We start from the raw sequence: 25,918 nt of genomic DNA, 5'->3' as shown, positions 1-25,918 counted from the left end.
TTTTTATGGATGCGGATCAAGCGCAATGCTCCGCCTCGGGTATCCCCTCCCTGAGTAAAAACAGAGGGGAAATAGAATATGCGGGTATGGCGGAATTGGCAGACGCGCTGGATTTAGGTTCCAGTGGAGTGATCCGTGTGGGTTCGACCCCCACTACCCGTACCAATTTCTTGATTATAATTTGGAAGTGAATAAATGAAAAATTTTATTGATATAGAATTTCCAAAAGAAGCCGCAGACAATTACTATCAAAACCAGACAAAGGCTCAGATAGACGATTTTATATACATCGATAAAGAATGGTACGATCGTATATTTGAGCCAAGCACCTACTATATTCTCGGTTCAAAGGGAAGCGGTAAAACTCTCTATGCCGCCTATATGTGCGGAGGCATTCGCAAAAACACACTTTCCAAATCATATACTATTGATGTTGGTGACTACGGCAGATTAATTCGAATGAAAGTAGCTCATCATCTGGATTTTACCGAATATCTTACCATGTGGAAAGTAATTCTTTTGCAGAAGTTTTTGTTAGGAATTGATGCTGAAGAGATAACTTTTTGGGGAAGGACAAAAAATTTTAGAGAAATTCAGGATACAATTAGCGAGTTCTTTGGAGACGATGTTACAAGTGATTCATTTAATCCCGTAACTGTAATAGATAGTTTTTCCAAGCAAGCAGAGGTTACGCATTATATCAACAGTCAAGTAAACTTTGGCACCACTGAGCGCAATACACCGCTTTCCCTTTCGTATGGCGGCAACGCTCAAGACAAAATTGCCGAGCAAAACGGAAGCTCCATAGAACAAACAAGTTTAGTCTACAAGGATACATGGTTACGAGCGATAAATGCATTTCGAAAAACGATTGAAAAAGTCTCGTTGAAGTATAACCATTATCTATTCGTTGATGGACTTGACGTGCGTCCAGTCGGAATTGATCCAATTGAATATGGCGAGTGTATTGGTGCACTGGTTCGTGCTGTTTTTGAGTTAAACACTAAACTGCTGGGCAATATCAAGCGAAAAGATAAGTGCAATTTAAAAATTGTTGCACTTACAAGAACTGATATTTTTCTGAATTCAAATTTAGTGAATGTCACAAGTTGCATCAATGATAACTGCGTCGAACTGGATTGGACGTATAGCAACGAAAATGAATTCCGCTATTCTGCACTGTATAACATGATGAATCGTGTTTTGGGTTGGGATGGGCTAAGTGATAAGAAACCATCTGACATCTATTTAGGCTTTACTATGCCATACCCAAAGAACCGCCCCCTAAAAGCAGATATGTATATCCAACGGTTATCAAGATTGCGTCCGCGAGATATTGTAAAGCTGTTGCAATTAATTCAAGTACAGTGCAAAAAGCGAGGAATTGCAAACCCAAACTCCACACTTTTAGACTCTTCTGAACTTATCACTCAGTATTCTAATTACTATACAGACCAAGTAAAATCAGAAATGATGTTTAGATTTTCCAACGATACAATCAAAAGCATCTTTGAACTTGTAAAGACCATAAACACAGATATTATCGCGGAAAATAGATTTGAATCACTCTATAAACAACATTGCAGCCATTATCCCGCATTCCGTGACATCTTCAAGAATCATCGAGAGCTAATAGACTTTTTATTTTCTCTTGATGTCATTGGATGGACAGAGATAGTGGGTTACGAACGAAAAAATATGCATTGGCATTACCGTGAGGTAAAAGCAATTGATGAGACATACCAATTGCCGTGGGCGCGTTTTGATAACGCAGTTGATCCGCAATTGGTAATTCACAGAGGTGCATGTAAACATATTGTTGGCATTGCTAAGCGGTAAGTTTCTATTCCCTGTTTTAGCGGCCACTGTAGTGATTACTATTTATTTTTTCTATAATTATTTCATCAACTTGTTGTTCCAACTCCTGAATTCTTTTCTGCAACGATGAAATGTGGGTGTCGAGGATTGGTTTCCTCAACGCCCACATTTTTTGCTTCTGCTTCAGTTCCTTCTGTCCCTCGGCCATCCAGACCCGCATGGTCTGGGCAAACTCCTGCACCGCTGCATCCAGCACCTCCTCATGGATACGGTGAGAACTGCAATAGCTTTTCCCATTCCGATGGTAGCCCTTACAAACATACTCCACACGCTGCTTGCCGTTCCAGTACCGGATCATCGGTACAAAGGGGTTGCCGCATTCTTTGCAGAGAATCAGTCCGGCGTAGCGGTGTTTGGCCTTATTGCCATTGGCCGGGCGGGCCTGCGCTTTCAGTTTTTGCTGAGCTTTCTCCCAGGTGTCACGCTCAATAATGGCAGGAAAGAAGTTTTCGTGCCGGTACCACTCCGCCTGCTCCAATCGCTTCGCCTTGCCACTGTTGGTTTCAGACCGGTGGTTGATCAGCACCCCGGTATAGGCTTCCTCCACCAGGATGTTTTTTACACTCGCATACGTCCATACATAGCGCCCATCCTTGGTTTTGCTTGCCGCACAGACTTCTCTGCCGCATTGCTCCGCCCGGAGCTGCGCCGGCGTCTTTCGCCCCAGCGCATTGAGCCTGCGGGCGATTTCTTTTTGCCCATGCCCCTGTAAGTAGAGAGAATAGACCATCCGCACGGTTTCCGACGCCTCCGGGTGGAGTTCGATCGTATTGGTGTTTCGATCTTTCCGATAGCCAAAAGGCGGTGTGATCACAATACCTTCCCGCTGTTTCTGACGATACCCGGCCCGAATCTTTTTACTGATGTCCCTGGCGTAGTAATCGTTCATCAGACCACGGACGCCGATGATCAAATCATCCTCGTCGCGGAAGGTATCGATCCCTTCTGTCGCGGAGATCACCCGCACCTGATGTTCCCGCAGATAGTCAATAAACAATGCGGTCTGGGTCTTATGGCGGCCAAGTCGGGACAAATCCTTTACAATGACAGCGTCGATTTTATCAGCGTCCACAGCCGCCGTGAGCTCGTCCAGCCCACGGCGGTTGAACTTCATGCCGCTCACATTGTCATCGGAAGACTGTCCCACAATGGTGTATCCGTGCTGCTCGGCAAAGCCATGGCAGATCTCCTGCTGGTTCAGGAGCGAGTTCATCTTCTGATCATCATCGTTTGACAGTCGCGCATAGAGCCATACCCGCATCTGTTATCACCTATCCCGCATAGTAGTCACCATAAATGATTGCGCCCAGCCGGTCATAATCGAAATCCGCAGAGAGGATGGAGTCCGTTTGCTCCCCATTTTCGAAGATGTCCAGATGATCTCGGAAGGGCGCTTTCAGCCGGATCTCTAAATCCAGCTTACCATCCTCCTCATGAACAAGGATTTTTTCAACCAGCATTTTCAGATGTGCCTCCGACATTTTGCCGTCTTGAAGAATATCGTCGATCAGGCTGATGTCTCGCTTTAGCTTGGCCTGGCGGCTGCGAAGCATTTCTGAGATGTTCTGCAGTTCCTCGATCTGCTTTTTGGCTACCGCGATCTGTTCCTCACGCTTTGCGATCATTCGGTCATAGCGTTCCGCATTGATCTTGTCTCGGATGCGTTCCATCAAGATCACCTCCACTTCATCCTCCAGCAGGAGAATGTGTTCTTGCAGTTTGCTTATTTTGGCACTGGCCATGGAGGCTTTGGGCGTCCATTTTTCAATGAACCACTCCAGTCTTGACCAGTTTTCTTCGTACAGTTCCTTTGTCCGCAGGAGCTCTGCGCTGATCAGGCGATCCAACGCTTCCTCATCCACCATGTGAGAGGAGCAATATTCCTTGCCGTACCGATGGTAGGTGTCGCAGACATAGACCACCCGTTCACCGTCCTTCAGCTTAATCCGCTTGCCGACGAAAGTCCGGCCGCAGTCCTGGCAGCGCAGCAGGCCTCCGTACCGAAGGATACCCTTGTTGGTACCCGCCCGGGTATTTTTTGCTTTGCGCTCCGCAAGAAGTGTCTGCGCCAGTTCCCATGTCTCACGGGTCACGATCATCGGCAGATAGTTTTCATGGCGGAACTGCTCCTCCGGGTCGGTGAAGCGGAAGGTCTTATTGATTTTATTGCGCTCGCTCTTGTGGCAGATCAGCGTACCGATGTAGCTCTCATCCTTAAGGATACGACCAACCATCGTCGCGTCCCACAGATATTTCTTGAGAATCCCATCCTGCGTATTAGGCAATCGCTTGTTTAACAGCTCCATCTGCATGAGCGCGGGCGTTTTTCTTCTCTGTTCGTTCAATGTGTGGGCAATGGCTTTCATGCCACTGCCTCCGGTATAGGCGGAGAAAATCATGCGGACAGTTTCGGCGGCTTCCTCAACAACGACGACCTTTTTGGTGTTCTTGTCCTTAAAATATCCGAAGGGCGGAATAGTCACGATGCCCTCCTTTTGCTTCTGCCGATAACCGGTTCGCACACGCCGACTGCCATCACGGGCGTAGAAGTCGTTGACCAGTCCCTTGAAGCCAATGATGAGATCATCGTTCTCGTTAAAGGTATCGATGTTTTCCGTTGCGGACAGGACCCGCACATTGCGCTCACGGAGGTAGTCAATGAAGAGTGCGGTCTGTGTCCGGTGCCGGCCAAGGCGGGACAGATCTTTGACGATGATGGCTTCAATTTCCCCTGCCTCGACCACCTCATAGATTTTGTCGATGCCCTCACGGTTGAAGTGCATACCGCTGACATTGTCATCGAAGGATTCGCCAACCACTTGGTGGCCATTACTGACCGCAAAGTTGTATATGATTTTTCTCTGGTTATTCAGAGAATTAAGTTCTTCATCCTCATCTCTGGACAAGCGGTAATAGAGCCAGACTTTCATAATCGTTCCTTTCCGCTATGGTGTGCCGATTATTCACGACACACCATAGCACACAAGTTTTTGAATAGCTATCAAAACCAATCAGGCCGCTTCATTTTCTACCTTACCAACAGAATCAGCAGGCTGATTTGTGTACGGATCATCCACAGATAGATAGTCGTGGATCATCATTTTCAGGAAGTGATCGAACTGGTCATCCGTCCCCACATAGGAATACATGACACTTTTGATGTTGGATTCTTTTTTCTTTCTACCCATAGCGTTCCTTTCCCCCGAAACCAATTCGGGCAATAAAAATAGCAGACCGTCACATGGTCTGCTGCCAAGTTTGTTCTTCTTCGTGATCGTCCTGGGCGTGGCCCTGGGCGATTTTCTTTTGCTGCTTCTTACGGAGCGTTTTCCTGTCTGTATGCGGGTGCATTGTGGTACTGTCCATCACGGGAGCATCAGACTGAGATTGCTCCAGACGGTATCCAAGCCCCACCACAGCAGAAGCAATGCTGCTGTCCCCATCAGCAGGACCGCCCATGTGGGACCATCCAGGTGCGACAGCCGCAGTCTGGGCAGTCTGATGCCGGGCAGAGAAAAACGCTTCTCGTTCCGCTTCCCAGCCTGTTCGTTCATCTGCTCCAGATGCTTCACCGCTTTCAGCAGCTCGTCCATCTGCGTCCGGGTCGGGAGCTGCGCCAGCAGTTCGCTGACTTTCTTGAGATAGCCAGTCTGTCTCTCGGTGTGATACCCCAGTGTGTAGAGGTCGCTCTGCAGATCCTCCCACTCCGCTTTCGTGGGATGCACTTCGGGAGGCGGTGTCAGCTCCTGTGCCGGGGGCTGCGGCGTGGTCTGTACCATCTGCGCTGGTCGGTTCTTCTCCAACAGCTCGTCCATGGATAATTTCTGCTCTGATCCTGAATTCATATTCCATATTCTCCTTCAGATATTTGTCCCCAAACAGCAGGCGGTCTCGGCACTGCCAGCCGCTGGGTGCGGTGTAGGTGATATTCCGTCGGGACGCTTCCCAACGTACCTTGTAGCCCTCGCTCTCCATCAGCGCAATGAATTCCTCACGGGTGGAGGCGTGGCGCATACAGTCGTTGATGAGATTCATGAGCTGCAGCTTCTTGCTCTGGCCACGGGCGGCCGTGTGATACTCGCCGATGGACATCGTCTTGGTCTTCTCTTTCCTGTCCGTGGGGTTGAACACAGGGAGAGAAAACTCCATGCAGACCTGATCGTTGCGCTGCCGCAGTTCCTGGAGCTGCTCCTTTGCGATGTGCAGTTTCTTTCCCGTATCGAAGTTGACCGAGTTGATGAGGAAGTGCGAATGGATGTGTTCCCGGTCTGTGTGGGTGCAGACCAGGACTTCGTATCCCTCATAGTACTCAGCCAGCTTCAATGCCGCCGCATGAGCGGTGACCGGATCGACCGCTTCGCCTTTCGGGAAGCTCTGCACCATGTGGTAGAACAGCACGCCATCCGTTTTGTGATGCAATCGTTTGGTGGTCATGAAGTCCGCGTAGACAGATTCCGGCTGGCAGTTGATTCCTGTAATCAACTGCCGCCCCTCGAACTCAGTTTTCTTGTTCTGCATGGTGTATCGCATCACGGCTCCCATGCATCCTGTGGTCTGGCCCCGCTTGTAGTTGGTGAAGCTGATGATCGCCATTCCTCACCACCGCTTTCGTTCCAGGATCAACCGGACAGCAGCGCAGAGTTCAGAGAACGCCTGGCGTACGCCGTCCAGATTGACCACCGTGACGCGTCCCATGTGCGCCAGGGTGACAAGCTGATTTAGATTTCTGCCGATGGACTTCAGCTCCTTGAGCACTTCTTTCAGTCCATCGATGACCACCACCTGCTTTCCCAGACAGCAGGCCGTCACATAGTCGCTCATGGACATCCCGGAGCGTTTCGCCAATTCCTTAATGGCCTCCCGGTCTGCGGATGCCATCCGGGTGCTGAATTTAATATCCTTTTTCATGTGGTTTCCTCCAGTCTTTCGTAAAAATGGGGTGTGGGGCAACGCCCCGCAAATAAGCGGAAGGCGGGCGGCGGCTGTGCCGACGACCAGACAAACGCGATGCTGGCCACCTCCAAGGAGGTGATTTCCCTGCGCCGGACACCCACGCTCCTCCTTCGGCCACAAACGGCCCAACACGGCGTTTTTCTTGCTTTGCGGGGGTTTACTCGCCATACTCGAAAATCGCCCGCAAATCGCTGCACAGCGCCCCGGCAGGGTCAACAGGGTCGACCGCCGGGACACCCTGGGCATCGTCACTTTCGGCACGGTGCAGCTCAATGAGCCGCCTTCCGTTGCTGCGGCGCACCACAGCCGAAATGCCGATTTTCCTTAGTGCGTCAAGGTTTTGCAGAATCTGTCGGGATACTTTCTTGGGTGACATGCGTTCCACACCCACAGGGTCGATTCGTTCAGACAGCTCCGTGGGAGTGCCGATAAATTCGCTTCGGTCGCCCATCAGTTCAGAGAGAAGATAGACGATGCGATCGCCCAGCAGCTCCGGTTGTGTCCGGCTGTCCGACACCAGCTCCCACACATTTTCACCGTTTCGCTCCAGTGTCAGCTCCCGGTATTCAATGTCACGGCCAATGCAGGAGAGTTTCGCTCTGCCGCTGCCCCGCCGTTCCTCCACCAGTGTGAAGCTGGAATCCACCGCACCGCTGATGGCGGTGGTCCCGGAGATGCGGTTGAACACATCGTCGGCGGTTTCCTTGCGCAGATGATGGATCAGCAGGATGGCGATGCCGTGGGTATCTGCGATCCGTTTCAGTGCAGAGAGGTCGCGGTAGTCGTTGGCGTAGGTGTTATCGTAGTTGGTCCCTCGGATCATCTGCAGCGTGTCGATGATGACCAGCACCGTGTCAGGGTGTTCGTCAAGGAAGGTGCGGAGCTGTTCCTCCAACCCTTTGCCCAGAATGTCGCTCTGGGTCGTGAAGTGGGCATTGGCGGGGGCATCCTCCGTGATCTCGAAGAGCCGGTTCTGGATGCGGAGGGTGGAGTCCTCCAGGCAGAGATAGAGCGTAGTGCCTTGCTTCACAGACATCCCCCAGACCGGTTCGCCCTTGGCCACCATGACGGACAGCCACAGGGCCAGCCAGGATTTGCCCACCTTGGGAGAACCGGCAAGGATGTGCAGCCCCTGTGATAGCAGCGTGTCCACCACGAAGTTGAGCGGCGTCAGCGGCAGGCTCATCAGGCTCTCGCCGTCGATGGTTTGCAGTCGTTTTGTTTTACTCATAGGATCATCCCCTTGTAAAAAGATAAGGACAGAGACCACGCGGCCACCGCGGCTCTTGTCCTTTCACTTGATTATTGGGGGGATTTTGATAAAATGAGAATATCGCAAGACAGGCCGAAAACAGATATAGGACAGAGGAGGTGGCCCTATGCCACTGGGGATCAGGCAGAACAACAATTTCCTTCACCTGACAATGGATGTCTGGCAGAATCAGATCTTTTTCAACGAGACCGTCTACCCGGCCGGCCACTTTGCCGCCGAACTGTTGAATGTCCCCGAGGAGACCATACGGGAACTGGTCACCCACGGCGGCGCCATCAGCCATCAGGTGGAGACCCTGGCCTTGGCCGGGCGAGGTGAATTTATCAACCTGCTGGAGGGGACCCGCGCCTCTCTGGAGAAGCTGCTGGATGCCCTGTGGCACTGTCCACCGTACAGCTTGATGGACAAAGCGCAGGAACAGCATACATTGGAGGTGCTGTTTTCCCCAGCATCCCACAACGACCTGCTGAAGCCGGCTTCGCCCGCCCGGGAATTTTTCTTCCGCTATCTGGTGGCTGCCTTCAGCATCCCCCTGGGCATACAGCACTTCGCTGTGGCGGCTCGATATTTTGAGGAGGGCTATCTGCGGCGGCTGAAGAAGCGGACGGAGACCTTCTTCGCCATGGCCGCCTACGACTGCTTCAACAGCGAATGGTTCTGGGATATGATGCGGGATTTGCCGGTGCCGGATGTTGAGCCATTCACCATCACACCGAAGCTGAGATCCTCCTATGTCTTTGCCCGACACCCGAAACAGGAAAAGGAAACCGTATTTGTGAACCGGTATTTCTTTGACCATGCCATCAGCTTCTACATTTTTGACCTGATGAACGGACTGCAGCACGGCCATGCCCCCAGCCGGTGCTGTGGCTGCGGGACATACTTTCTCACCACCAACGGCCATACGCCAAAATACTGCGATGGCATTGCGCCCCAGGACCCCCGTATGACCTGCCGGCAGTACGGCGCTATGATGCGGCAGAAGGAGCAAAACAAACAGCACCCTGTCTACCGCCTGTTCACCACCCGCACTAACACCATCCGCAAGCATCACCAGAGAGGAAAGATCTCCGACGAGCTGCGCGATAAAGCGCTGTATGTGGCGGAGAGGCTGCGGGATAAGGCGCTCATGGATAACGACTATGCCGCCAGCGGCTATGCGCACGACATGGAGCAGGAAGCGATCTATGCCCAGGCGAGAGTGCGCCTTGCCCGGGAGGAGAAGCCGTGAGTATGTACCGCTGCGACGATCTCTGTCCAAGCAACGAGGAGCTTGCCCTACGGATACAGAATGGCGATCCGCAGGCCGCACCGCTCCTGCTTTCCCATAACGAGGGATATCTGACCATGCTGGCCGCAAGCTACTGCGAGCAGTTTTCTCAGGACTTTCTGGTGGACGACCTCAAGCAGGAGGGTGCGCTGGCGCTGCTGGACGCGGCGCGGCGGTTTGACCCATCCATGGGGACCAAGCTGCTGACCTATGCGACCTCCGCCATCGAGACGGCCATGCGTGACTGCGCCGCCCAGGGTTCTTTCTCTCTGTCGCTCCCGCTGGACCGTTACCGCCAGCTGCGCCAGGTGGCTTTCCTCTATGCCACCCATGAGCGAGATGTCGAAACGGATCTACTGCCGGCCATTCAGGAGAAGCTGACGGTCTCTGCCAAAGTCGCCAGGCGTCTGCTGGAAGAATACCGCACCGTGTTTCAGGTTGAGTGTTTGGGCGAAGGCGTCTTTGACCTGGGGTATGGCGGCGACCCGGCCAGAGCCTATGACCGTTCCATGCGCCGGACGCTGCTCCTCCAGCGCATGGAGGAAGTGCTGAGCCCCAGAGAACTGAACTTGGTACGCTGCTATCTGGGGATTGACCAGCCCAACGAGCAGAGCATGACCTTTCAGGAGCTGGCCATCCGGCTCAACTACAACGGCCCCAGCGGTGCGGAGAAAGCGTATAAGGCCGCCATCCGGAAACTGAGAAAGCAGTTGAACGGCGGCACTTACGGTCAGTGGCTCTTTATCCAGAAGTTGATACAAGACACCCGCCGTGAGGCTTGCAAGGCAAAGGAATACTGTTCACCTCAAGTCACTTGGCCGGATAAACAGCAAGCATCCAAGGATTTCTGGGTAAGGTCACTGCGCTGAACTGCGTGTATCACATCCTCCAGCAATCGTGCGAACAAGAAGAACTTTGACAGCAGCAGAGCCTTACTTCCTCCGCTTTGTGCACTTGGTTTGAACGCTCAAAAGCAAAAGAGCACCTCTCAATATATTGCGACTTGCTCTTGAGAAAGTGTTTTGAGCAGAATATAATAAATATGATAGATTTTGAATTCTGCGGTCGGGAGGTTGTATCCATGTCAGTATCCTACAACAAACTTTGGAAACTTTTGATCGACAAAAAAATGACTGCTTCCGATTTGCGAAAAGCCGCTAATGTTGCGCCAAACACAATGACCAAATTGCGCAGAGATGAAGATGTTTCCCTTGATGTTTTGGGACGCATCTGTGCTGTATTGAACGTAAATATCGGAGATATTATGGATTTCATTTTTGATGATCAAAAGGAGTGTTAATGCATGGAAATCATCCCTGATAACCGTTCCTTGAACGAAAAAGCAAAAGATTCAGAATGGTATGCGTGGATACTCCTTTTTTATTTACTCCAATCAGACTATCCAAATCAGCGTTTGTGGGAGGAGTTTTCACACGACATCGTTTATAAAAACAGATTCTCATCAAGCAGTGATGTGTTGAAGGAAATTCTTAACAAGGCCGATGATGTGGAGTATATTGTGCCAAAAGGTACTTTCTTTTTCAGGGCACGCAAATACGAAAAATCACCTTACGAAGAGTTAATACGCGAGTTCTTGAAAAACAACAACACACCAGAGGATGAAACAGAAAAGCAGTTGGATCAATTCCGCACAGTTCCAGACTTATTCTTCCGTGCCCTTTTCCCCGACCTATATTCTGTAAGCAAAGATTTTCCGCTTAAAACCCTTCATCCCATAAAGACCGCATTTGAAAACTGGGAAAACAGGCAGTTCAAAGGTTTTGATGCCGATGGCTCCGGCGCTCCGAGCTGTGACAGCATCAAGGCCGGAAGGGCAAACCCTGATTTCATACGCTATCTTTACCTTGCAGAAGATGCTGATACTGCTTGTTATGAAATGCGCCCGATTATTGGACAGTACATCAGCGTAGCAACTTTCCAAACGACAAAAGATCTGAAGCTATATGATTTAACCCGCCGTTTTCCAGCAAAATTTGAAGGTCCCAAATATGAGGCACCGAGTCTGTTTGATTGTATCAGCGATCATTTCTCTATGCCAAACGCTGATGATCCGCGAAAATACATTCCCACGCAATTTCTTACGGAGAAAATTAAAGAGTTGGGATTTGACGGTATCCGATTCCGCAGCTCACTGAAAGAAAATGGTGTGAATGTTGTTGTATTTCAACCAGAATCCTGTGAGGCGTTGTCATCTGATCTGATTCAAATAGGAAAAATAAATATTGGCATTCAGCCATTTGACCCTTGCCGTCCTAACAAAGGGACCGAAGAAATCAGTTGACACCGATTACGCAAATTTGCCAAGTTATATAGAATTTCTCAGGTTTCATATGATCTGAATTAGGAGGAAGAATCATGGCACGGCCGAAAAAACTGACCGAAGCTGAAAAAATGCGCGATGTAGAGGCGTATACTCACGATGATAAAAAACGCACCAACAACCCACCAGTGGGTATGGCCCAGCATGATAAGGCAGAAGAAAAAATAAAAACCTATCAGTTTGACCCACATCTTGACCCCACGCTCCAGTGGGCGGGTAAAGCCGAGGGCACCAGTTTTGAAGTGCCCACATCTTCTATCCATATTCACGAGTCCATCAAGCCACACAGCATTATTTCCCATGTTATGAAGGAGTATTCCGAGGCCTTGGAAGGACAACTTGTGGGGCAGCAGTCCATGTTTGAAGCGGAAACCCCTGCTGAGCGGATGCGCCGCCGCCGGGAGTCCATCGAGTTTTACCAACATGGCGTCAACTGGACCAATCGGATGATCGCCGGAGACAGCCTGGTAATCATGAATTCTCTGCTGGAGAAAGAGGGCATGGCCGGGCAGGTACAGATGGTGTATATTGATCCTCCCTATGGCATCAAGTACGGCTCCAACTTCCAGCCCTTTGTGGATAAACGGGATGTGAAGGATAAAAAGGATGAAGATTTGTCCCAGGAGCCGGAGATGATCAAGGCCTTCCGGGACACCTGGGAATTGGGCATTCACTCTTATCTTACATATCTGCGAAATCGACTGCTGTTGGCACGGGAACTGCTGGCAGACAGCGGCAGTGTATTTGTGCAGATTAGTGATGAAAATGTACATCACATCCGGGAATTATGTAGCGAAATATTTGGAGAAAACAACTTTGTTTCCCTGATTCCATTTAAAAAAACCAGCGGAAAGTTATCCGCTGGCTTAGACAATGTTAATGATTATATTATTCAATATGCAAAGGACAAATCTTTTTTGAAGTATCATCAACTGTATCTGCCTCAAGTTGATGAGTTTAGCCTGTATACATGGATTAAAACTGCTGATGGCAACGAGCGGAAACTTACATCTGAAGAAAAACGAAGTCGAATAATACCGCAAGGAAGTGTTTTGTTCAGAACAGCTGCGTTGACATCGCAAAGCGGTGGTGACAACTCCAGTTTTGGGGTACAGTTTCAAGGCAAAACTTATTACCCAGCAGCCAATACTTATTGGAAAACAAATGAAAAAGGAATGGAAAACTTAATTGCCAGAGACAGAGTATGTGGCATTGGGAAAACACTTGCATACAAAAGGTTTTCCTCTGATTTTCCGGTTCGTCGATTAACCAATTGGTGGGATGACACGATCCAGAGCACGTTCGCAACAGAAAATATTTATGTCGTACAAACATATACAAAAGTAATTCAACGCTGTATGCTCATGACCACTGACCCCGGTGACTTGGTTCTGGATATTACCTGTGGCAGTGGTACCACTGCTTATGTAGCCGAGCAGTGGGGCCGCCGCTGGATCACCTGCGACACCTCCCGTGTGGCCATCACACTGGCGAAGCAGCGTCTGATGACGGCCACCTTTGATTACTATAAACTGGCCCACCCAGAGCAGGGTGTGGGCAGCGGATTTGTCTATAAGACTGTACCTCACATTACCCTGAAATCCATCGCTAATAATGAACCGCCCGCAACGGAAACCCTGTATGATCAGCCGGAGATCGATAAGGGCAAGGTCCGTATCACCGGGCCCTTCACCGTGGAAGCTCTGCCTGCTCCCGTAGTAAAGCCACTGGATGATGTGAGTGATTGGGACGAGGACTCCACGGCCAAACAGACCAGCTGGCGTGACCAGCTGCTGGCCACCGGCATTATGGGTCGGGGCGGCAGCCGTTTGGAATTCAGCCGTGTGGAACCCCTATCCGGTACCAAGTTCCTGCAAGCCGAGGCAGAAACCAAGGAGGACGTACCCCGCCGTGCGGTCATCTGCTTTGCCGGGGAAACGAAACCCATGGACTCCCGCATGGTGTCTATGGCTCTGGATGAAGTGGAAACCCTGCGCCCTTCTCCCAAGCTGATTATCTTTGCTGCTTTCCAGTTTGATCCGGAAGCTGCTAAGGACATTGACGAACTGAACTGGCCTGGCCTTACGGTGCTGAAAGCACAGATGAATACAGACCTGATGACCGACGATTTGAAGAAAAAACGTTCTTCCGACCAATCCTTCTGGCTGGTGGGACAGCCGGATGTAGAGTTGATTCCCGATAAACGCAGCAAAACCCGTTACAAGGTCAAGGTAAACGGGTTCGATTACTACGATGTAAAAAAAGGTACAGTAGAGTCCGGCAGCACTGCTCGCATTGCCATGTGGATGTTGGATACAGATTATGACGGAATGTGCATTGAGCCCAAGCAGGTCTTTTTCCCCATGGGCGGCAAGAAAGACGGCTGGAACAAGCTGGCCAAAACGCTGAAAGCAGAGATTGACCCCGACCTGATTGAAAAATACGCCGGCAACGAGTCTCTTTGGTTTACAGTACAGCCAAACACTCAGATTGCAGTAAAAATCATCGATGACCGTGGAATCGAAAGTTTGAAAGTGATAAAGGTAGGTGATGAATAATGGCAGGTATTGATCAGCTTATTATCAACTCCGCTTTTCGCGAGCCTGCGCATCACTGGAAATACGACCTGAATGGTCAAACTTTCGTAAAGGAGCCTGGGCGGAGACCTGCTGGTTATTTCATCGCCGGCCAGGGTTCCAACCAATACAATGACATCGGGCAGTTTATTGAACTGCCTCTGGTAAATAAAATCCGCCCCCGTGTAAAAGCATGGCGGCAGGCAGGTTATCCCGGTGTAACAGGTGTAACTCAAAAACTGCTGGATCACTGGAATGATAAAGATGCCCGGCAGTATCAATTCTTTTTCTGCCAGATGGATGCCATTGAGACTATTATCTGGCTTACGGAAGCACCGGAAGCCGATAAGGTCGGTATTGAAATTCCCGGTGATGGGGGGGTATTCCGCCGAATCTGCACCAAGTTATGCACTGGCGGCGGAAAGACCACAGTTATGGCCATGCTGATTGCCTGGATGGTATGTAACAAAGCTACCTATCCTCAGGACAAACGGTTCTCCAAAAATGTGTTCATTGTGGCTCCCGGCTTAACCGTCAAAAGCCGTTTGCAGGTGCTGCAAACCGGTGGCGAGGATAATTACTACACGCAGTTCAATGTGGTGCCCATCGGTTTGATGGACAAGCTGCGCCAAGGCAAAGTCTTAATCACCAACTGGCAGGCGCTGGCGTGGGACAGTGAAGAAGCCATCAAAAAGCGCAGAAGCGTAGATAAACGGGGTGCCAAAAGTGACGAGGCCTATACCCGTGAAGTGTTGGGAGAGATGGCTAACGCGCAAAATATTCTGGTAATAAACGATGAGGCGCACCATGCGTGGCGGAAAAATCCCGAAAATAAGGGGAAACTGACAAAGGAACAGAAAGAAGCGGAGCAAGAGGCCACGATTTGGATTAGCGGGCTGGATCGCATCCACAAAACCCGAAGTATTTTAACTTGCTATGATTTTTCGGCTACTCCGTTTGCTCCTTCCGGCAAGAAAAACGACGAGGAAGCTCTGTTTGGATGGATCGTCAGTGACTTTGGATTGAACGATGGCATTGAGTCCGGTCTGGTCAAAACACCACGTGTTGTCGTGCGGGATGATGGGATGCCGGATGCCGCAACTTTCCGCTCCAAGTTATATCACATCTATGCAGATGAAACAGTAAAAGACGATATCAATCGTCCGGCACCTCCGGAAGAGCCTCTGCCCGATTTGCTGACCCAGGCTTACTATCTTTTGGGCAAGGACTGGCAGGTTCTGTACCAAGCATGGAAAGAAGCCGGCGCTGTTGTTCCTCCTGTGATGATCACGGTAGCAAACCGGACTGAAACGGCAGCTCGTATCAAGTATGCCTTTGATCACCAGCGAATTCCCGTTCCGGAATTGTGTGTGCCGGAGTTGACCATTCACATCGACTCCAAAACTATGGATGAAGCGGAGGGCACCGTTGCACCTGACCACGGTGATACCGATGAAGATGGCGGCGAGCGGAAATTGAGCAAAAAAGAAGCTGCCGCCATTTTGCGCGAAACGGTGGATACAGTTGGTCAACGTGGCAAACGGGGCGAGCAAATCCGAAATGTGATTTCTGTTGGTATGCTATCGGAAGGCTGGGATGCAAAAACGGTTACCCACATTCTTGGCCTGCGTGCTTTTTCCAGCCAGTTGCTCTGCGAACAGGTAGTTGGCCGTGGATTGCGCCGCACTTCTTATGATTTGGCAGAAGGCAGCGATATGTTTACGGCGGAATATGTAAATATTTTCGGCATTCCCTTTACCTTCCTCCCTCATGAGTCTGATGAAACCGGAGCAGCGCCAACTACGCCACCCAAAACACAGGTGGAATCATTGCGGGACAGGATGAACTATGAAATCAGCTGGCCCAACATTGTCCGCATTGATCGAGAATTCAGGCCTAAATTATCTGTAGATTTGAGTAAAATCGAAACACTGGTACTGGAAGCTTCGGATACTCGTCTGCGTGCCGACCTTGCCCCCATCATTGACGGCAAAACAGATTTAACCAAATGTACAGAAATCGATTTGCAAAAACTTGACGCAGAACTTCGAATGCAGCGTATCGTTTTTGAGGCCTCTGGACAAGTTTATGATCTGATGAAATCAGCCTGGAAAAGCGAGGGAACGAAATACGCTTTGCTTGGACAGGTGATTCGCCTTGTTGAAGAATATCTGAAATCCGGTGCTATCGTCATCAATCCCCCTTTGTTTAACACAGATCCTGTCAGACAGCGCATCATCTATATGATGAATATGAATAAAATCGTGCAGCATCTGTGGGGCTTTATCAAACTGGAGCAAACAAAACGAATCGTCCCTATTTTTGATGCAAACAAACGGGTACGGTCTACCAGTGATATGCCAACCTGGTTTACAAGCAAACCCTGCTATATCACCAAGCATTCGCAAATCAGCCACTGTGTGTTTGACAGTACCTGGGAGTCAACCGAAAGCTATGTATTGGAGAAAAACCCTCATGTTACTGCTTGGGCCAAGAATGACCATTTGGGGTTTGAAATTCTGTATGTATTTGATGGCGTAGTTCGAAAATACACTCCCGATTTTCTTGTTAAACTGGATAATGGTAAGACACTGGTTCTGGAAACAAAGGGGCAAGAGACCCGCAGAGACAAAGAAAAGCGCAAAGCACTTGCCGAATGGATAGCAGCTGTAAATCAATGCGGTGAATTTGGCATTTGGTGCAACGATGTATCCTATAATGTGGCAGATGTAGATGGAATTATCCAAAAGCATTTAGAAAACTCTCAACTGGGGATACAGCCGCAAAACGTACGTCTCTACATCGAGGCCTATGACCCAACACGAAAAATGCTGTTCCTCGATTTTATGGAGGCGCGGGATTTTTTGCTGTATAAATTTCACGAAAACGTTGCGCTGGACTATAGATTGGAAGAGGGAACCCCAACAATTCTTGTATTTGAGGGAATTGCGCTGGAGACAGAAGAACCTTTGGACGGCATGGTAGTTGAGGTCACATATGAGGATCTATGGTCTGCACCAGGACAATCGCCTGTAGAAGACTCTGATTTGATTTCGACCCGTTATACAGATAGCGCAGCTAATTTTATGCTCAAGGCCATACAGAATCGACGGGAAGTAAGGAATCACGAAATCAAATCAATTCCAACTACGTGGAAAGGTACGCCAGCATCTTTGGAAAACTTAGGCTCCGACTTTTCATTAAGTGTTATGTGTGTCGGTCAGGGAAGCTGGAATGAAATTTTTGACACGGCGGGAAACTATACTATTTTTGATTGCGGAACATTTCTTTCAGCAAGCAGTCAGGAACGTGCTGAATGCCTTAAACAAAATGGAGGACTTGTCAAACCTTCCGCTAAAGTTACAAGCCTCATTATCAGCCATTGGGATTGCGATCACTATAATCTGCTGCGAAATATTAGCGATACAGAATTGTCGCAACTTGGAACAGCGCATTTTCCAAACCAGTTAGTTTCTCTTACAAGCTTGGATATTGCGAAACGTATTTATAAGTGCTGTCAGAAAACGGAAGCAATTGTTCCCCCCCGCAGCAGCCAACGTTCCAGCCGGTTAAAAAACTATTGTCACGGGCAGCGTTACAGATTGTACATTGGCGAAGCAAGGAAATCCTTAAATCATTCGGGTACAGCCTTGGAGGTGCACAGCAAAAAGGAATGTGCCCTGCTTACGGCAGACCATACCTATAAGCAAATATTTGAGGATATGTATCCAAATACAGATAAAGATTTAATTTTAAATATGGTGGTTCCGCACCATGGCGGAAACGCCGGACAAATGCCCTCTCCAATTTATATCTGTAAACCCGGAATTGCAATCATATCCACAGATGGAGTCAGTTATGGTCATCCCCTACCAAAGGTAATGAACCGCTTGAAAACGGAAGGCTTTCAGATTTATCGTACAGATGTGATCGGAACAAACATCACACTTACATTGTAAAGGGAGCATCGTTAATTTCTTGCTCTAACTGTGGATTGCTGTAAACAATATATCACTAAGGTGACATCACCTTTAGGGTCCAGTGTCCAAGACGTGCAGGTTCAAGTCCTGTTATCCGCACCAAAAAGCCCAGCCGGTTGGCTGGGCTTTTTTCTGTTCGTTTTGCGCTTTGTCTGTAAAATGATATAATGAAAGTAGGCAGGAAGTTTCCACACGTCCAAATGAGGTGAAGTGCTATGAAAAGAGCTATCGCTTTTGTTCTTACCGTTCTATTGGGCATCGTTTTGACCGGATGTGCCCGGACCGAACATATTGCCCTTGCTTTCACTGCTTCTGACGTGGAAAGTGTAGAGATCTTTCACTACGTTATACCCGCCGATGCAGAAAAGAAGACTGTTACACAGCCAGAGGACATTGCCGGTCTGGTGGATACATTTGAGGGCCTCTCGGTAACGGACAAAAAAACCGAGCCGGTGGCTGGCGGCTCAACCACCAGTTTCCGCTTCCGGCTTTTTGACGAAACGGTTTACGATATCGTATATTCTTCCATTGCTGTTAAATCCGGGCGTATCCGCACAACCAGCACCGGGCAGGACTTTTTTACCTCCGCGGACATCGAAGCCAGTTGGAGCAACTGCGATTATGAAGCCGTGCCCGCAGCAGAGAGCGAACTGCCGGTTCTTTCCTGACAGCAAACAACCCTATCACACGCAAAATTCCCCTTAAAGTTCTTGTATATGCTCGATACCACTGTTAAACAGCTGAATCTATTCCAGAGTTACTCCGTTTTTCCGGAAATTACTTTTTGACCATTTTTACAAATGAAAGCCGGCGCAAAGAGAAGTCTTTGCGCCGGCTTTCATTTTGCTTCGAGGGAGATAACGTGCATGGACAACAGCACAAATTGATTCTCTTACAAAAATCACCCGGTCACCGCAAACCAGACCAGCAGTGCAGCCCCGACAAGTCCTGTGCCGGTCCCAACCCAGGCATAGGGCTTGTCGCCATACGGATTATATTTGTAAAACAACTGGGCTGCCGCACCAAGAAACAGCAGTGACAGACTTCCCTTCCATGCCGGATTCCCCTTCACAAGGCACAGCACTGTAAGCACCTGGGTGGCTGCAATCATAAAATTCAGCCCCGCACTTTTGGAGCTGGTATCGATCTGCTTGTCCCGCTCCTTCTTCACCGGCGTGTCTGCCGTTCTTTGCTTCATAACAAATCCCCTTCCTGCTTTATCAAAGCCGCGCAGAATCCTTTGCAGTCTCTATTGACCTTCTTCTATTCGATATGCCAACATCTTATTCCCATCCTGCTCTGTTGTCAAGAAACCGCCGGAGACCGCTGCGCCGGTCCCATAAGAAAATCGCAAGAAATTTTGCAGAAAATCGCAGGATTTCCGAAAGGGAAAGCAAACAACCGGCGCGCCTTGTTCTGATATGATTTTTGCATCCGAACAAGTTTTTTTCGGGAGGTTTTGAAATGAAACGAATTTTGATTTTCTTTGGTGGCTGTTCCACCGAGCACGGCGTATCCCTTCAATCTGCCCACGCTGTGCTGACCCACATGGACCGGTCCCGTTATTCGCCTGTTCCGGTGGGCATCACCCGGGAGGGGCGGTGGCTGTATTATACCGGCGATCTGGACGCTATTCCCGACGGTCGCTGGCAGGACGGCCCCTGTGTTCCCTGCACGTTGTGCCTGGACCGGGGAAGCAGAACCCTTCTTCTGCTGGACGGAAGCGGGGACAAGCTTTGCTTTGACGCCGCCTTTCCAGTACTCCACGGCAAAAATGGCGAGGACGGCACCATTCAGGGTCTTCTGGAGCTGGCCGGGGTTCCTGTGATTGGATGCGGGGCGCTTTCCTCTGCTCTGTGTATGGACAAGGACCGTTCCCACAAGCTTGCGGCGCTGGCAGGGGTAAGAGTTCCCCGCAGCGCAATGTTTCCTCGCGGCACAAACGCGGACGAGCTGCAGCGGGCCGCACAGTCGCTGGGGTATCCCCTTTTTGTGAAGCCGGTACGTGCCGGGTCCTCTTTTGGCGTCAGCATGGTTCGCGCACCGGAAGAGCTAGCCAAAGCGGCAGCGTGCGCGTTTGCCAACGACCGGGAGCTCCTGCTGGAAGAGGCCATTCCCGGCTTTGAGGTGGGCTGCGCCGTGCTGGGCACCGAATCGCTCACCGTTGGCGCAGTGGATGAGATCGAGCTTTCGCAGGGCTTTTTTGATTTTGAGGAGAAGTACACCCTGAAAACCTCTGCCATTCACTGCCCTGCCCGGATTTCCGCTGAAAAAGCCGCGGAAATCCAGCAGGCGGCCAAAACCATCTACCGGGCTTTGGACTGCAAGGGCTTTGCCCGGGTCGATCTGTTCCTCACGCCGGAGGGAGAAATCATCTTCAACGAGGTGAACACCATCCCCGGCTTTACCGCCCACAGCCGGTACCCCAACATGATGCGGGCCGCCGGGCTGGATTTCACCACGCTGATCAGCCGCATCATTGAAACCGGGGTGAACGTATGAGCCGCCCTCCGCAAACCGGCCCGCTGCTGCTGGTGAATGCCGGTCACCCGCTTGCCCTCTCTGACGCGCCGGAACTGGTTTGTGTGGACCCGCGCTGGCCGGAGGTGCAACTGGAGCGGCAGGCCGCCGGGCAGCTTCGTGCCTGCATCCGGGCAGTAAAGGGAGAGAACGCCATTGTTCCCGTATCCGGCTGGCGAAGCCTAGCACAGCAGCAGGCCATTTGGGATGACACCATGCGCCAGGAGGGCGAGGCCTTCACCCGCCAGTACGTGGCCTTTCCCGGATGCAGCGAGCACCAGACCGGTCTGGCCATTGATCTGGGGCTTGCCGTAGAAACGATCGATTTCATTCGTCCAAATTTTCCCCATTCCGGCGTGTGCAGCGCATTCCGGAAGCTGGCGGCCTGCTATGGCTTCGTTCTGCGATATCCGGCCGGAAAGGAATCCATCACCGGCATCGCCCATGAGCCATGGCATTTTCGGTATGTGGGCATCCCTCATGCCCAGTTCATGGCGAGTCAGTGCCTGGTTCTGGAGGAATATGTAGAGCTGCTGCGCCAGAAGCATTCCAAACAGCCGCTTTTTGTTCCGGCGGTGTCCCGCGTCTATCGCATCCGATCCTGCGGTGAGCCCTGCCGGGAGGATTTGGATGCCGCATCGGAGGGCCGCTGCCAGATCTCACCGGACAACTGCGGCGGGTACATCGTCACGGACTGGAGGTGAGGCGGCATGCCGTTCCGGGAATTTTTGACTGCCTGCTCCAAAGGGGACCAGATGGCCGTTTTCTGGCTGCTGTACCGCCTGCAAAACCGTGCCGAACACAAGCTGACCCGGGATTTCTGGACCTTTTTGCTCAACCGCTCCGCCCGTCGCCATGGCGGTTATGTGGGACCCGGCGCAGTGATTGCAGGCGAGCCGGTGCTGCCTCACGGCCTGCATGGAGTCTACATCTCCCGGTTTGCCGTGATCGGTACGGGATGCCGCATCTACCAGAACGTCACCATCGGAGAGGTGGATGGCCGGGCCCCTGTCATCGGGGATGGCTGCCTGATCGGCGCAGGGGCTGTGCTGGTCGGGAACATTCGAATTGGGAATCACGTAAAAATCGGAGCGGGAGCGGTGATTCGGCAAAATCTTCCCGATGGCTGTACCGCAGTGGCGCAGCCGCCCCGCATTCTGGAAAGAGGAACTGAACATGACGAGAGAGAAAAGCCGGGCCTGGCGGGAAACAGACCTGAGCGCCCTGGCCCATAATGCCCGCAAGATTCAATCGGCTCTGGCACCCGGCTGCCGTCTGATGGCAGTAGTAAAAGCCAACGCATACGGGCACGGTGCCCTTCCGGTGGCCCGGCGGCTGGAAACGATGGGCATAAACTCTTTTGCGGTGGCCTGCCTGGAGGAAGGAATCGCTCTGCGGCGTTCCGGCATTCAGGGAACAATTCTGATTTTGGGTTACACCCCGCCGGAGCTGGCCCCCCAGCTGCATCGGTGGAAGCTCACCCAAACAGTGGCAGATGCAGCCCACGGGCAGGCGCTGGCTGGCTGCCAGCTGCCGCTCTCCGTCCACCTGGCGCTGGATACCGGCATGCACCGTCTGGGTATTCCAGCGGAGGACCACAACGCGCTGCGCCGCCTTTACGAGCTGCCCGGCCTGCACGTGGAGGGAGTATTTTCCCATCTGTGTGTATCGGACAGTCTTTCCCCGGAGGATGTCGCCTTCACCCGCCTTCAATTGGACCGATTCTACGGGACAATTCAATGGCTCAAGGCCCATCGCCTTGAGCCCGGCGATACCCACATCCAGGCCAGCTACAGCATCTGGAATCTGCCTCCTCAGCCCTGTTCCCTGGCCCGGGCCGGAATCGCTCTCTACGGCGTTTGCAGCGACGATTCCCCCACGGCGCGAACGCTGGACCTAAAGCCGGTGCTCTCTCTGCGTGCCCGGGTCACCTGTGTGCGCACTCTGGCGCCCGGCGAGGGCGCCGGATACGGATTGGCATTCCGGGCCGACCAGCCCCGTCAGCTTGCAGTGGTGGCAATCGGCTACGCGGACGGTCTGCCCCGCAGCCTGCCGCAGCAGGGCGGAGAGGTACTGCTGCATGGAATGCGCTGCCCCATGGTGGGGCGCATGTGCATGGACCAGCTGCTGGTGGATGTGACCGGCCTGCCCTGCGTAACGCCCGGCGATACCGCAACATTGATTGGCGCAGACGGACAGCAGCAGATCCGTGCGGAAGATGTGGCCAGGCAGTGCGGTACAATCACCAACGAGATTCTTTCCCGATTGGGCGCCCGGTTGCCCATTGTCACAACGGAGTAACCACACCCTTCCGCCAAAAAAGCCAAGCCTTGGCGGCCGTATCGTAGGCAACCAGCTTGCCCTTGGAGATGATCAGGATCTTGTCACAAATGGCCTGCACCTCCGACAGGATGTGAGAGCTGAAGATGACGGTATGGCTGCGGCCCAGCTCCTTGATCAGGTCGCGGATCTCGATGATCTGCAGCGGGTCCAGGCCCACGGTGGGCTCGTCCAAAATGATGACCTTGGGATTCGCCTGTGCAATGCCCACCCGCTGCCGGTAGCCCTTGGACAGGTTGGAAATACGGCGGTTGCGCACCCCGGCAATGCCGGTTTTGCGGATGACCTCGCCCACCTGCCGGTCCAGCTCCTCGCCGCGCAGGCCCTTGGCCTCGCCCACAAAGCGCCGGTATTCCATGGGGGTATCGTTCAGATACAGCGGCGGATGCTCGGGCAGATAGCCGATCTGGCGCTTGGCCGCGTCCGGCTCCTCAAAGATGTCGTGCCCGTCGATGCGCACATGGCCGGAGGTGGCCGAAAGGCACCCGGTCATGATGTTCATGGTGGTGGATTTACCCGCGCCGTTGGGACCCAGGAAGCCGTATACATGCCCTTCCTCAATGTGGAAGGAGATGTCGTCCACCGCGAGGAAATTGCCGTAATATTTGGTCAGATGCTCAACGGAGATCATCGCGCGCCTCCTTGTCTGTTTTCTTCATGTGATTTCATCCTTTCCTGTGGATTTGATCTGTCCCGTCCCGGCTGTACACCGGGGATCGGGTTCACCCAAAGTATAGGGAGCAAAAATAAACTTCCGGTCAAGTTTTCGGGGGTACGGCGAAGGTTTCTAAAAATTTTCACGATTTGCATACCGGTTCTTCGCAGACGCAGGGTATCATATCCCCAGTACAAAAAGGATGGGGCGGAGAAAGGATGTTTCGCATCCTGATTGCAGAGGACGACAAAGGAACCCGGCGGCTGATGGAGGATACCCTGGCCGACGCAGGCTATGAACCGATTTCGGCAGCGGACGGCCAGGAGGCGCTGGAGCTGCTGACCAAAAAGCATGTGGACCTGCTCATACTGGACGCGATGATGCCCCGGCTGGACGGCTTTGCCCTGCTGGCCGCGCTGCGCCGTTCCGGCATCCAGCTGCCGGTGCTGACGCTCACCGCCAAGGAGGCCCTGGCGGACAAAAAGCAGGGGCTGCGGCTGGGGGCTGACGACTACATGACCAAACCGGCGGACGAGGAGGAGATGCTGCTGCGCATCCAGGCCTTGCTGCGCCGGGCCCAGGCCATCAGCAGCCGCCGCCTGACCGTGGGCGGCACCACGCTGGTTTACGACGATCTGGCGGTGGAGTGGAGCGGCACCGTGACCGACTTGCCCCGCAAGGAGTTCCAGCTTCTGTATAAGCTGCTCTCCTGCCCGGACAAGACCTTCACCCGCCGCCAGCTGATGGACGAAATCTGGGATCTGGCCACCGACAGCGACGAGCACACCGTAAACGTGCACATCAACCGCCTGCGGGATCGGTTCAAGGAAAACCAGGATTTTTCCATCGTCACGGTGCGCGGGCTGGGCTATAAGGCGGTGCGGCTATGATCCGGCGGCTGGTGGACTCCACCCGCTGGCGGTTCATCGCCTGCGTAGTGGTCAGCAATCTTCTTTCGGGCCTGGTGTCCGCTTTTGTGTGGCTGCCGCTGGCCAGCCGGTTTTGGGAAGCAGACAAAACGCTGGGGCCCTGGATTCCCATGCTGCTCTCCATCCTGCTTGCCATTCCCATTTCCTCCTTTATCAGCCGGGTCTCCGCAAAGCCCATTCAGAATATGGTGGAGGCCACAAAATCCATCTCCCGGGGAGATTACTCCGTGCGGGTGGAGGAGAACGGCAGCGGAGACATTGCCGAGCTACTGCACAGCTTCAACCGGATGACCGCCGAGTTGGGGAGCACCGAGATGATGCGCAACGACTTCATCAACATCTTTTCCCATGAATTTAAAACGCCCATCGTGTCCATTCGCGGCTTTGCCCGCCGCCTGCGCCGGGGCGGGCTGACCAAAGAGCAGCAGGCCGAATATCTGGATTTTATCGTGGAGGAGTCCGAGCGGCTTTCCAAACTGGCCAGCAATGTGCTGCTGATCTCCCGCTACGAGAACCAGAAGCTGGTGGCCGAACAGACCGACTACGATCTGGACGAACAGATCCGCACCTCGGTGCTGCGGCTGGAAAGCCAGTGGGCGCCCCGCGGGCTGATCTTCGAGTTGGACCTGCCCCGCCTGCCCTACCGCAACAACAGCGAGATGATGGAACATGTCTGGACGAATCTGATCAGCAACGCCGTCAAGTTCAGCCGGGACGGGGGTGCGATCTTCATTTCCGGTACGCAGGAGACTGGCCGCATCATCGTGACCGTCCGCGACGAGGGCGCAGGGATACGTCCCCAAGATCTTGGACACATCTTCGATAAGTTCTACCAGGGCGATTCCTCCCGGGTCTCGGTGGGCAACGGTCTGGGCCTTGCTCTAGTACACCGTATCGTGGAACTGAGCGGGGGCTCCATCACCGCCGAAAGCACCCTGGACAAGGGCAGCACCTTCCGGCTGGAGCTTCCCGTCCATTCCACAGCTTGACCCGGTCCGCCCCTCTGTTTTGACCCGGAACGGAGGGGCAAAAAATATTTTTTCAAAAATTTGAAAAAAGGGGTTGCATTTTGTAGAATGCGTGATATAATAAAACACGTCGCTGAGGTGAACAGCCAAAGCGAAAGAGAATATGCGGATGTGGCGGAATTGGCAGACGCGCTAGATTCAGGTTCTAGTGGTAGCGATACCGTGGGGGTTCAAG

Annotated in this window: 21 protein-coding genes, 1 tRNA gene and 1 pseudogene; 15 read left to right on the top strand and 8 right to left on the bottom strand. The window is 52.1% G+C overall.

Translation table 11 applies throughout. The features are described 5' to 3' along the window. Positions 1-80 precede the first annotated feature (80 nt). A tRNA-Leu gene (locus B5G03_RS16160) sits at positions 81-165 on the top strand. A 30-nt stretch (positions 166-195) separates the two neighbouring features. Further along, entirely contained in the window at positions 196-1,839 is a 1,644-nt protein-coding gene (locus tag B5G03_RS16155; protein WP_087182699.1) for a P-loop ATPase, Sll1717 family, read from the top strand. 16 nt (positions 1,840-1,855) lie between these two features. Here B5G03_RS16155 and B5G03_RS16150 read toward each other — a convergent pair whose 3' ends face one another. The 6 genes from B5G03_RS16150 to B5G03_RS16130 all read right to left on the bottom strand — a co-directional run bounded on the left by B5G03_RS16150 (position 1,856) and on the right by B5G03_RS16130 (position 8,062). Beyond that, the gene (locus tag B5G03_RS16150; protein WP_087182698.1) at positions 1,856-3,139 is read right to left on the bottom strand and encodes a recombinase family protein; all 1,284 of its coding nucleotides are present in this window, start codon (positions 3,137-3,139) and stop codon (positions 1,856-1,858) included. Positions 3,140-3,149: 10 nt separating this feature from the next. Then, positions 3,150-4,808, bottom strand: a complete 1,659-nt coding sequence (locus B5G03_RS16145; protein WP_087182697.1) for a recombinase family protein — start codon at positions 4,806-4,808, stop codon at positions 3,150-3,152. A gap of 81 nt (positions 4,809-4,889) precedes the next feature. Continuing rightward, positions 4,890-5,066 (bottom strand): hypothetical protein, encoded by a 177-nt coding sequence (locus B5G03_RS17470; protein WP_162613443.1) that lies wholly within the window; start codon positions 5,064-5,066, stop codon positions 4,890-4,892. A gap of 49 nt (positions 5,067-5,115) precedes the next feature. Next, the gene (locus B5G03_RS16140; protein WP_087182696.1) at positions 5,116-6,471 is read right to left on the bottom strand and encodes a relaxase/mobilization nuclease domain-containing protein; all 1,356 of its coding nucleotides are present in this window, start codon (positions 6,469-6,471) and stop codon (positions 5,116-5,118) included. 3 nt (positions 6,472-6,474) lie between these two features. Further along, a complete protein-coding gene (locus tag B5G03_RS16135; RefSeq protein ID WP_087182695.1) occupies positions 6,475-6,786 on the bottom strand; it encodes a plasmid mobilization protein in 312 nt (103 codons plus the stop codon). 202 nt (positions 6,787-6,988) lie between these two features. After that, entirely contained in the window at positions 6,989-8,062 is a 1,074-nt protein-coding gene (locus B5G03_RS16130) for an AAA family ATPase (RefSeq protein ID WP_087182694.1), read from the bottom strand. Positions 8,063-8,210: 148 nt separating this feature from the next. Here B5G03_RS16130 and B5G03_RS16125 point away from each other — a divergent pair, with 148 nt between their 5' ends. The 7 genes from B5G03_RS16125 (at position 8,211) to B5G03_RS16095 (ending at position 18,939) form a co-directional block, all read left to right on the top strand. Next, positions 8,211-9,335, top strand: coding sequence for a DUF6076 domain-containing protein (locus tag B5G03_RS16125; protein WP_087182693.1), 1,125 nt, complete (start codon positions 8,211-8,213; stop codon positions 9,333-9,335). 2 nt (positions 9,336-9,337) lie between these two features. Then, positions 9,338-10,243, top strand: a complete 906-nt coding sequence (locus B5G03_RS16120) for a sigma-70 family RNA polymerase sigma factor (RefSeq protein ID WP_087182692.1) — start codon at positions 9,338-9,340, stop codon at positions 10,241-10,243. 212 nt (positions 10,244-10,455) lie between these two features. Beyond that, positions 10,456-10,674 carry a helix-turn-helix domain-containing protein gene (locus tag B5G03_RS16115; protein ID WP_087182701.1) on the top strand — a complete coding sequence of 73 codons (219 nt, stop codon included), beginning with the start codon at positions 10,456-10,458 and terminating at the stop codon, positions 10,672-10,674. Between the two features lie 3 nt (positions 10,675-10,677). Further along, positions 10,678-11,676: an RES family NAD+ phosphorylase gene (locus tag B5G03_RS16110; protein WP_087182691.1), complete on the top strand. Its 999-nt coding sequence runs from the start codon at positions 10,678-10,680 to the stop codon at positions 11,674-11,676. A gap of 74 nt (positions 11,677-11,750) precedes the next feature. Then, complete coding sequence (locus tag B5G03_RS16105) at positions 11,751-14,273, top strand: site-specific DNA-methyltransferase (RefSeq protein WP_206423645.1); 2,523 nt, start codon at positions 11,751-11,753, stop codon at positions 14,271-14,273. Continuing rightward, positions 14,273-18,250: a BPTD_3080 family restriction endonuclease gene (locus tag B5G03_RS16100; protein WP_087182690.1), complete on the top strand. Its 3,978-nt coding sequence runs from the start codon at positions 14,273-14,275 to the stop codon at positions 18,248-18,250. Before B5G03_RS16105 ends, B5G03_RS16100 begins: the two co-directional genes overlap by 1 nt. Before the next feature lie 236 nt (positions 18,251-18,486). Continuing rightward, on the top strand, positions 18,487-18,939 hold the full coding sequence (locus B5G03_RS16095; RefSeq protein WP_140401728.1) for a hypothetical protein: 453 nt from the start codon (positions 18,487-18,489) through the stop codon (positions 18,937-18,939). A 233-nt stretch (positions 18,940-19,172) separates the two neighbouring features. Here B5G03_RS16095 and B5G03_RS16090 read toward each other — a convergent pair whose 3' ends face one another. Then, on the bottom strand, positions 19,173-19,469 hold the full coding sequence (locus B5G03_RS16090; RefSeq protein WP_087182688.1) for a hypothetical protein: 297 nt from the start codon (positions 19,467-19,469) through the stop codon (positions 19,173-19,175). Positions 19,470-19,735: 266 nt separating this feature from the next. Between B5G03_RS16090 and vanG the strand changes: the two genes are divergently transcribed. From vanG to vanT, 4 genes are read left to right on the top strand one after another with little or no spacing between them, the layout of a single operon-like run. Then, the gene (vanG, locus tag B5G03_RS16085; protein WP_087182687.1) at positions 19,736-20,773 is read left to right on the top strand and encodes a D-alanine--D-serine ligase VanG; all 1,038 of its coding nucleotides are present in this window, start codon (positions 19,736-19,738) and stop codon (positions 20,771-20,773) included. Beyond that, positions 20,770-21,495: a M15 family metallopeptidase gene (locus tag B5G03_RS16080; protein ID WP_087182686.1), complete on the top strand. Its 726-nt coding sequence runs from the start codon at positions 20,770-20,772 to the stop codon at positions 21,493-21,495. The genes vanG and B5G03_RS16080 overlap by 4 nt, the downstream gene beginning before the upstream one ends. 6 nt (positions 21,496-21,501) lie before the next feature. Then, positions 21,502-22,026 carry a serine O-acetyltransferase gene (locus tag B5G03_RS16075; RefSeq protein ID WP_087182685.1) on the top strand — a complete coding sequence of 175 codons (525 nt, stop codon included), beginning with the start codon at positions 21,502-21,504 and terminating at the stop codon, positions 22,024-22,026. Next, complete coding sequence (vanT, locus tag B5G03_RS16070) at positions 21,968-23,092, top strand: serine racemase VanT catalytic subunit (protein ID WP_162613442.1); 1,125 nt, start codon at positions 21,968-21,970, stop codon at positions 23,090-23,092. Before B5G03_RS16075 ends, vanT begins: the two co-directional genes overlap by 59 nt. A 37-nt stretch (positions 23,093-23,129) precedes the next feature. Here vanT and B5G03_RS16065 read toward each other — a convergent pair. Then, positions 23,130-23,762 (bottom strand): annotated as a pseudogene (locus B5G03_RS16065) (ABC transporter ATP-binding protein); the annotation flags it as partial. 242 nt (positions 23,763-24,004) lie between these two features. Between B5G03_RS16065 and B5G03_RS16060 the strand changes: the two are divergent. Next, positions 24,005-24,676, top strand: a complete 672-nt coding sequence (locus B5G03_RS16060) for a response regulator transcription factor (RefSeq protein WP_087182682.1) — start codon at positions 24,005-24,007, stop codon at positions 24,674-24,676. Then, a complete protein-coding gene (locus tag B5G03_RS16055) occupies positions 24,673-25,704 on the top strand; it encodes a HAMP domain-containing sensor histidine kinase (RefSeq protein WP_087182681.1) in 1,032 nt (343 codons plus the stop codon). Before B5G03_RS16060 ends, B5G03_RS16055 begins: the two co-directional genes overlap by 4 nt. The last annotated feature ends 214 nt before the right edge of the window (positions 25,705-25,918 follow it).

This window comes from Gemmiger sp. An50 (genome assembly GCF_002161595.1).
Classification (GTDB): Bacteria; Bacillota; Clostridia; order Oscillospirales; family Ruminococcaceae; genus Allofournierella.
Note: the sequence above shows the minus strand (reverse complement) of the source record. Positions and strands in the feature narration are given on the sequence as shown.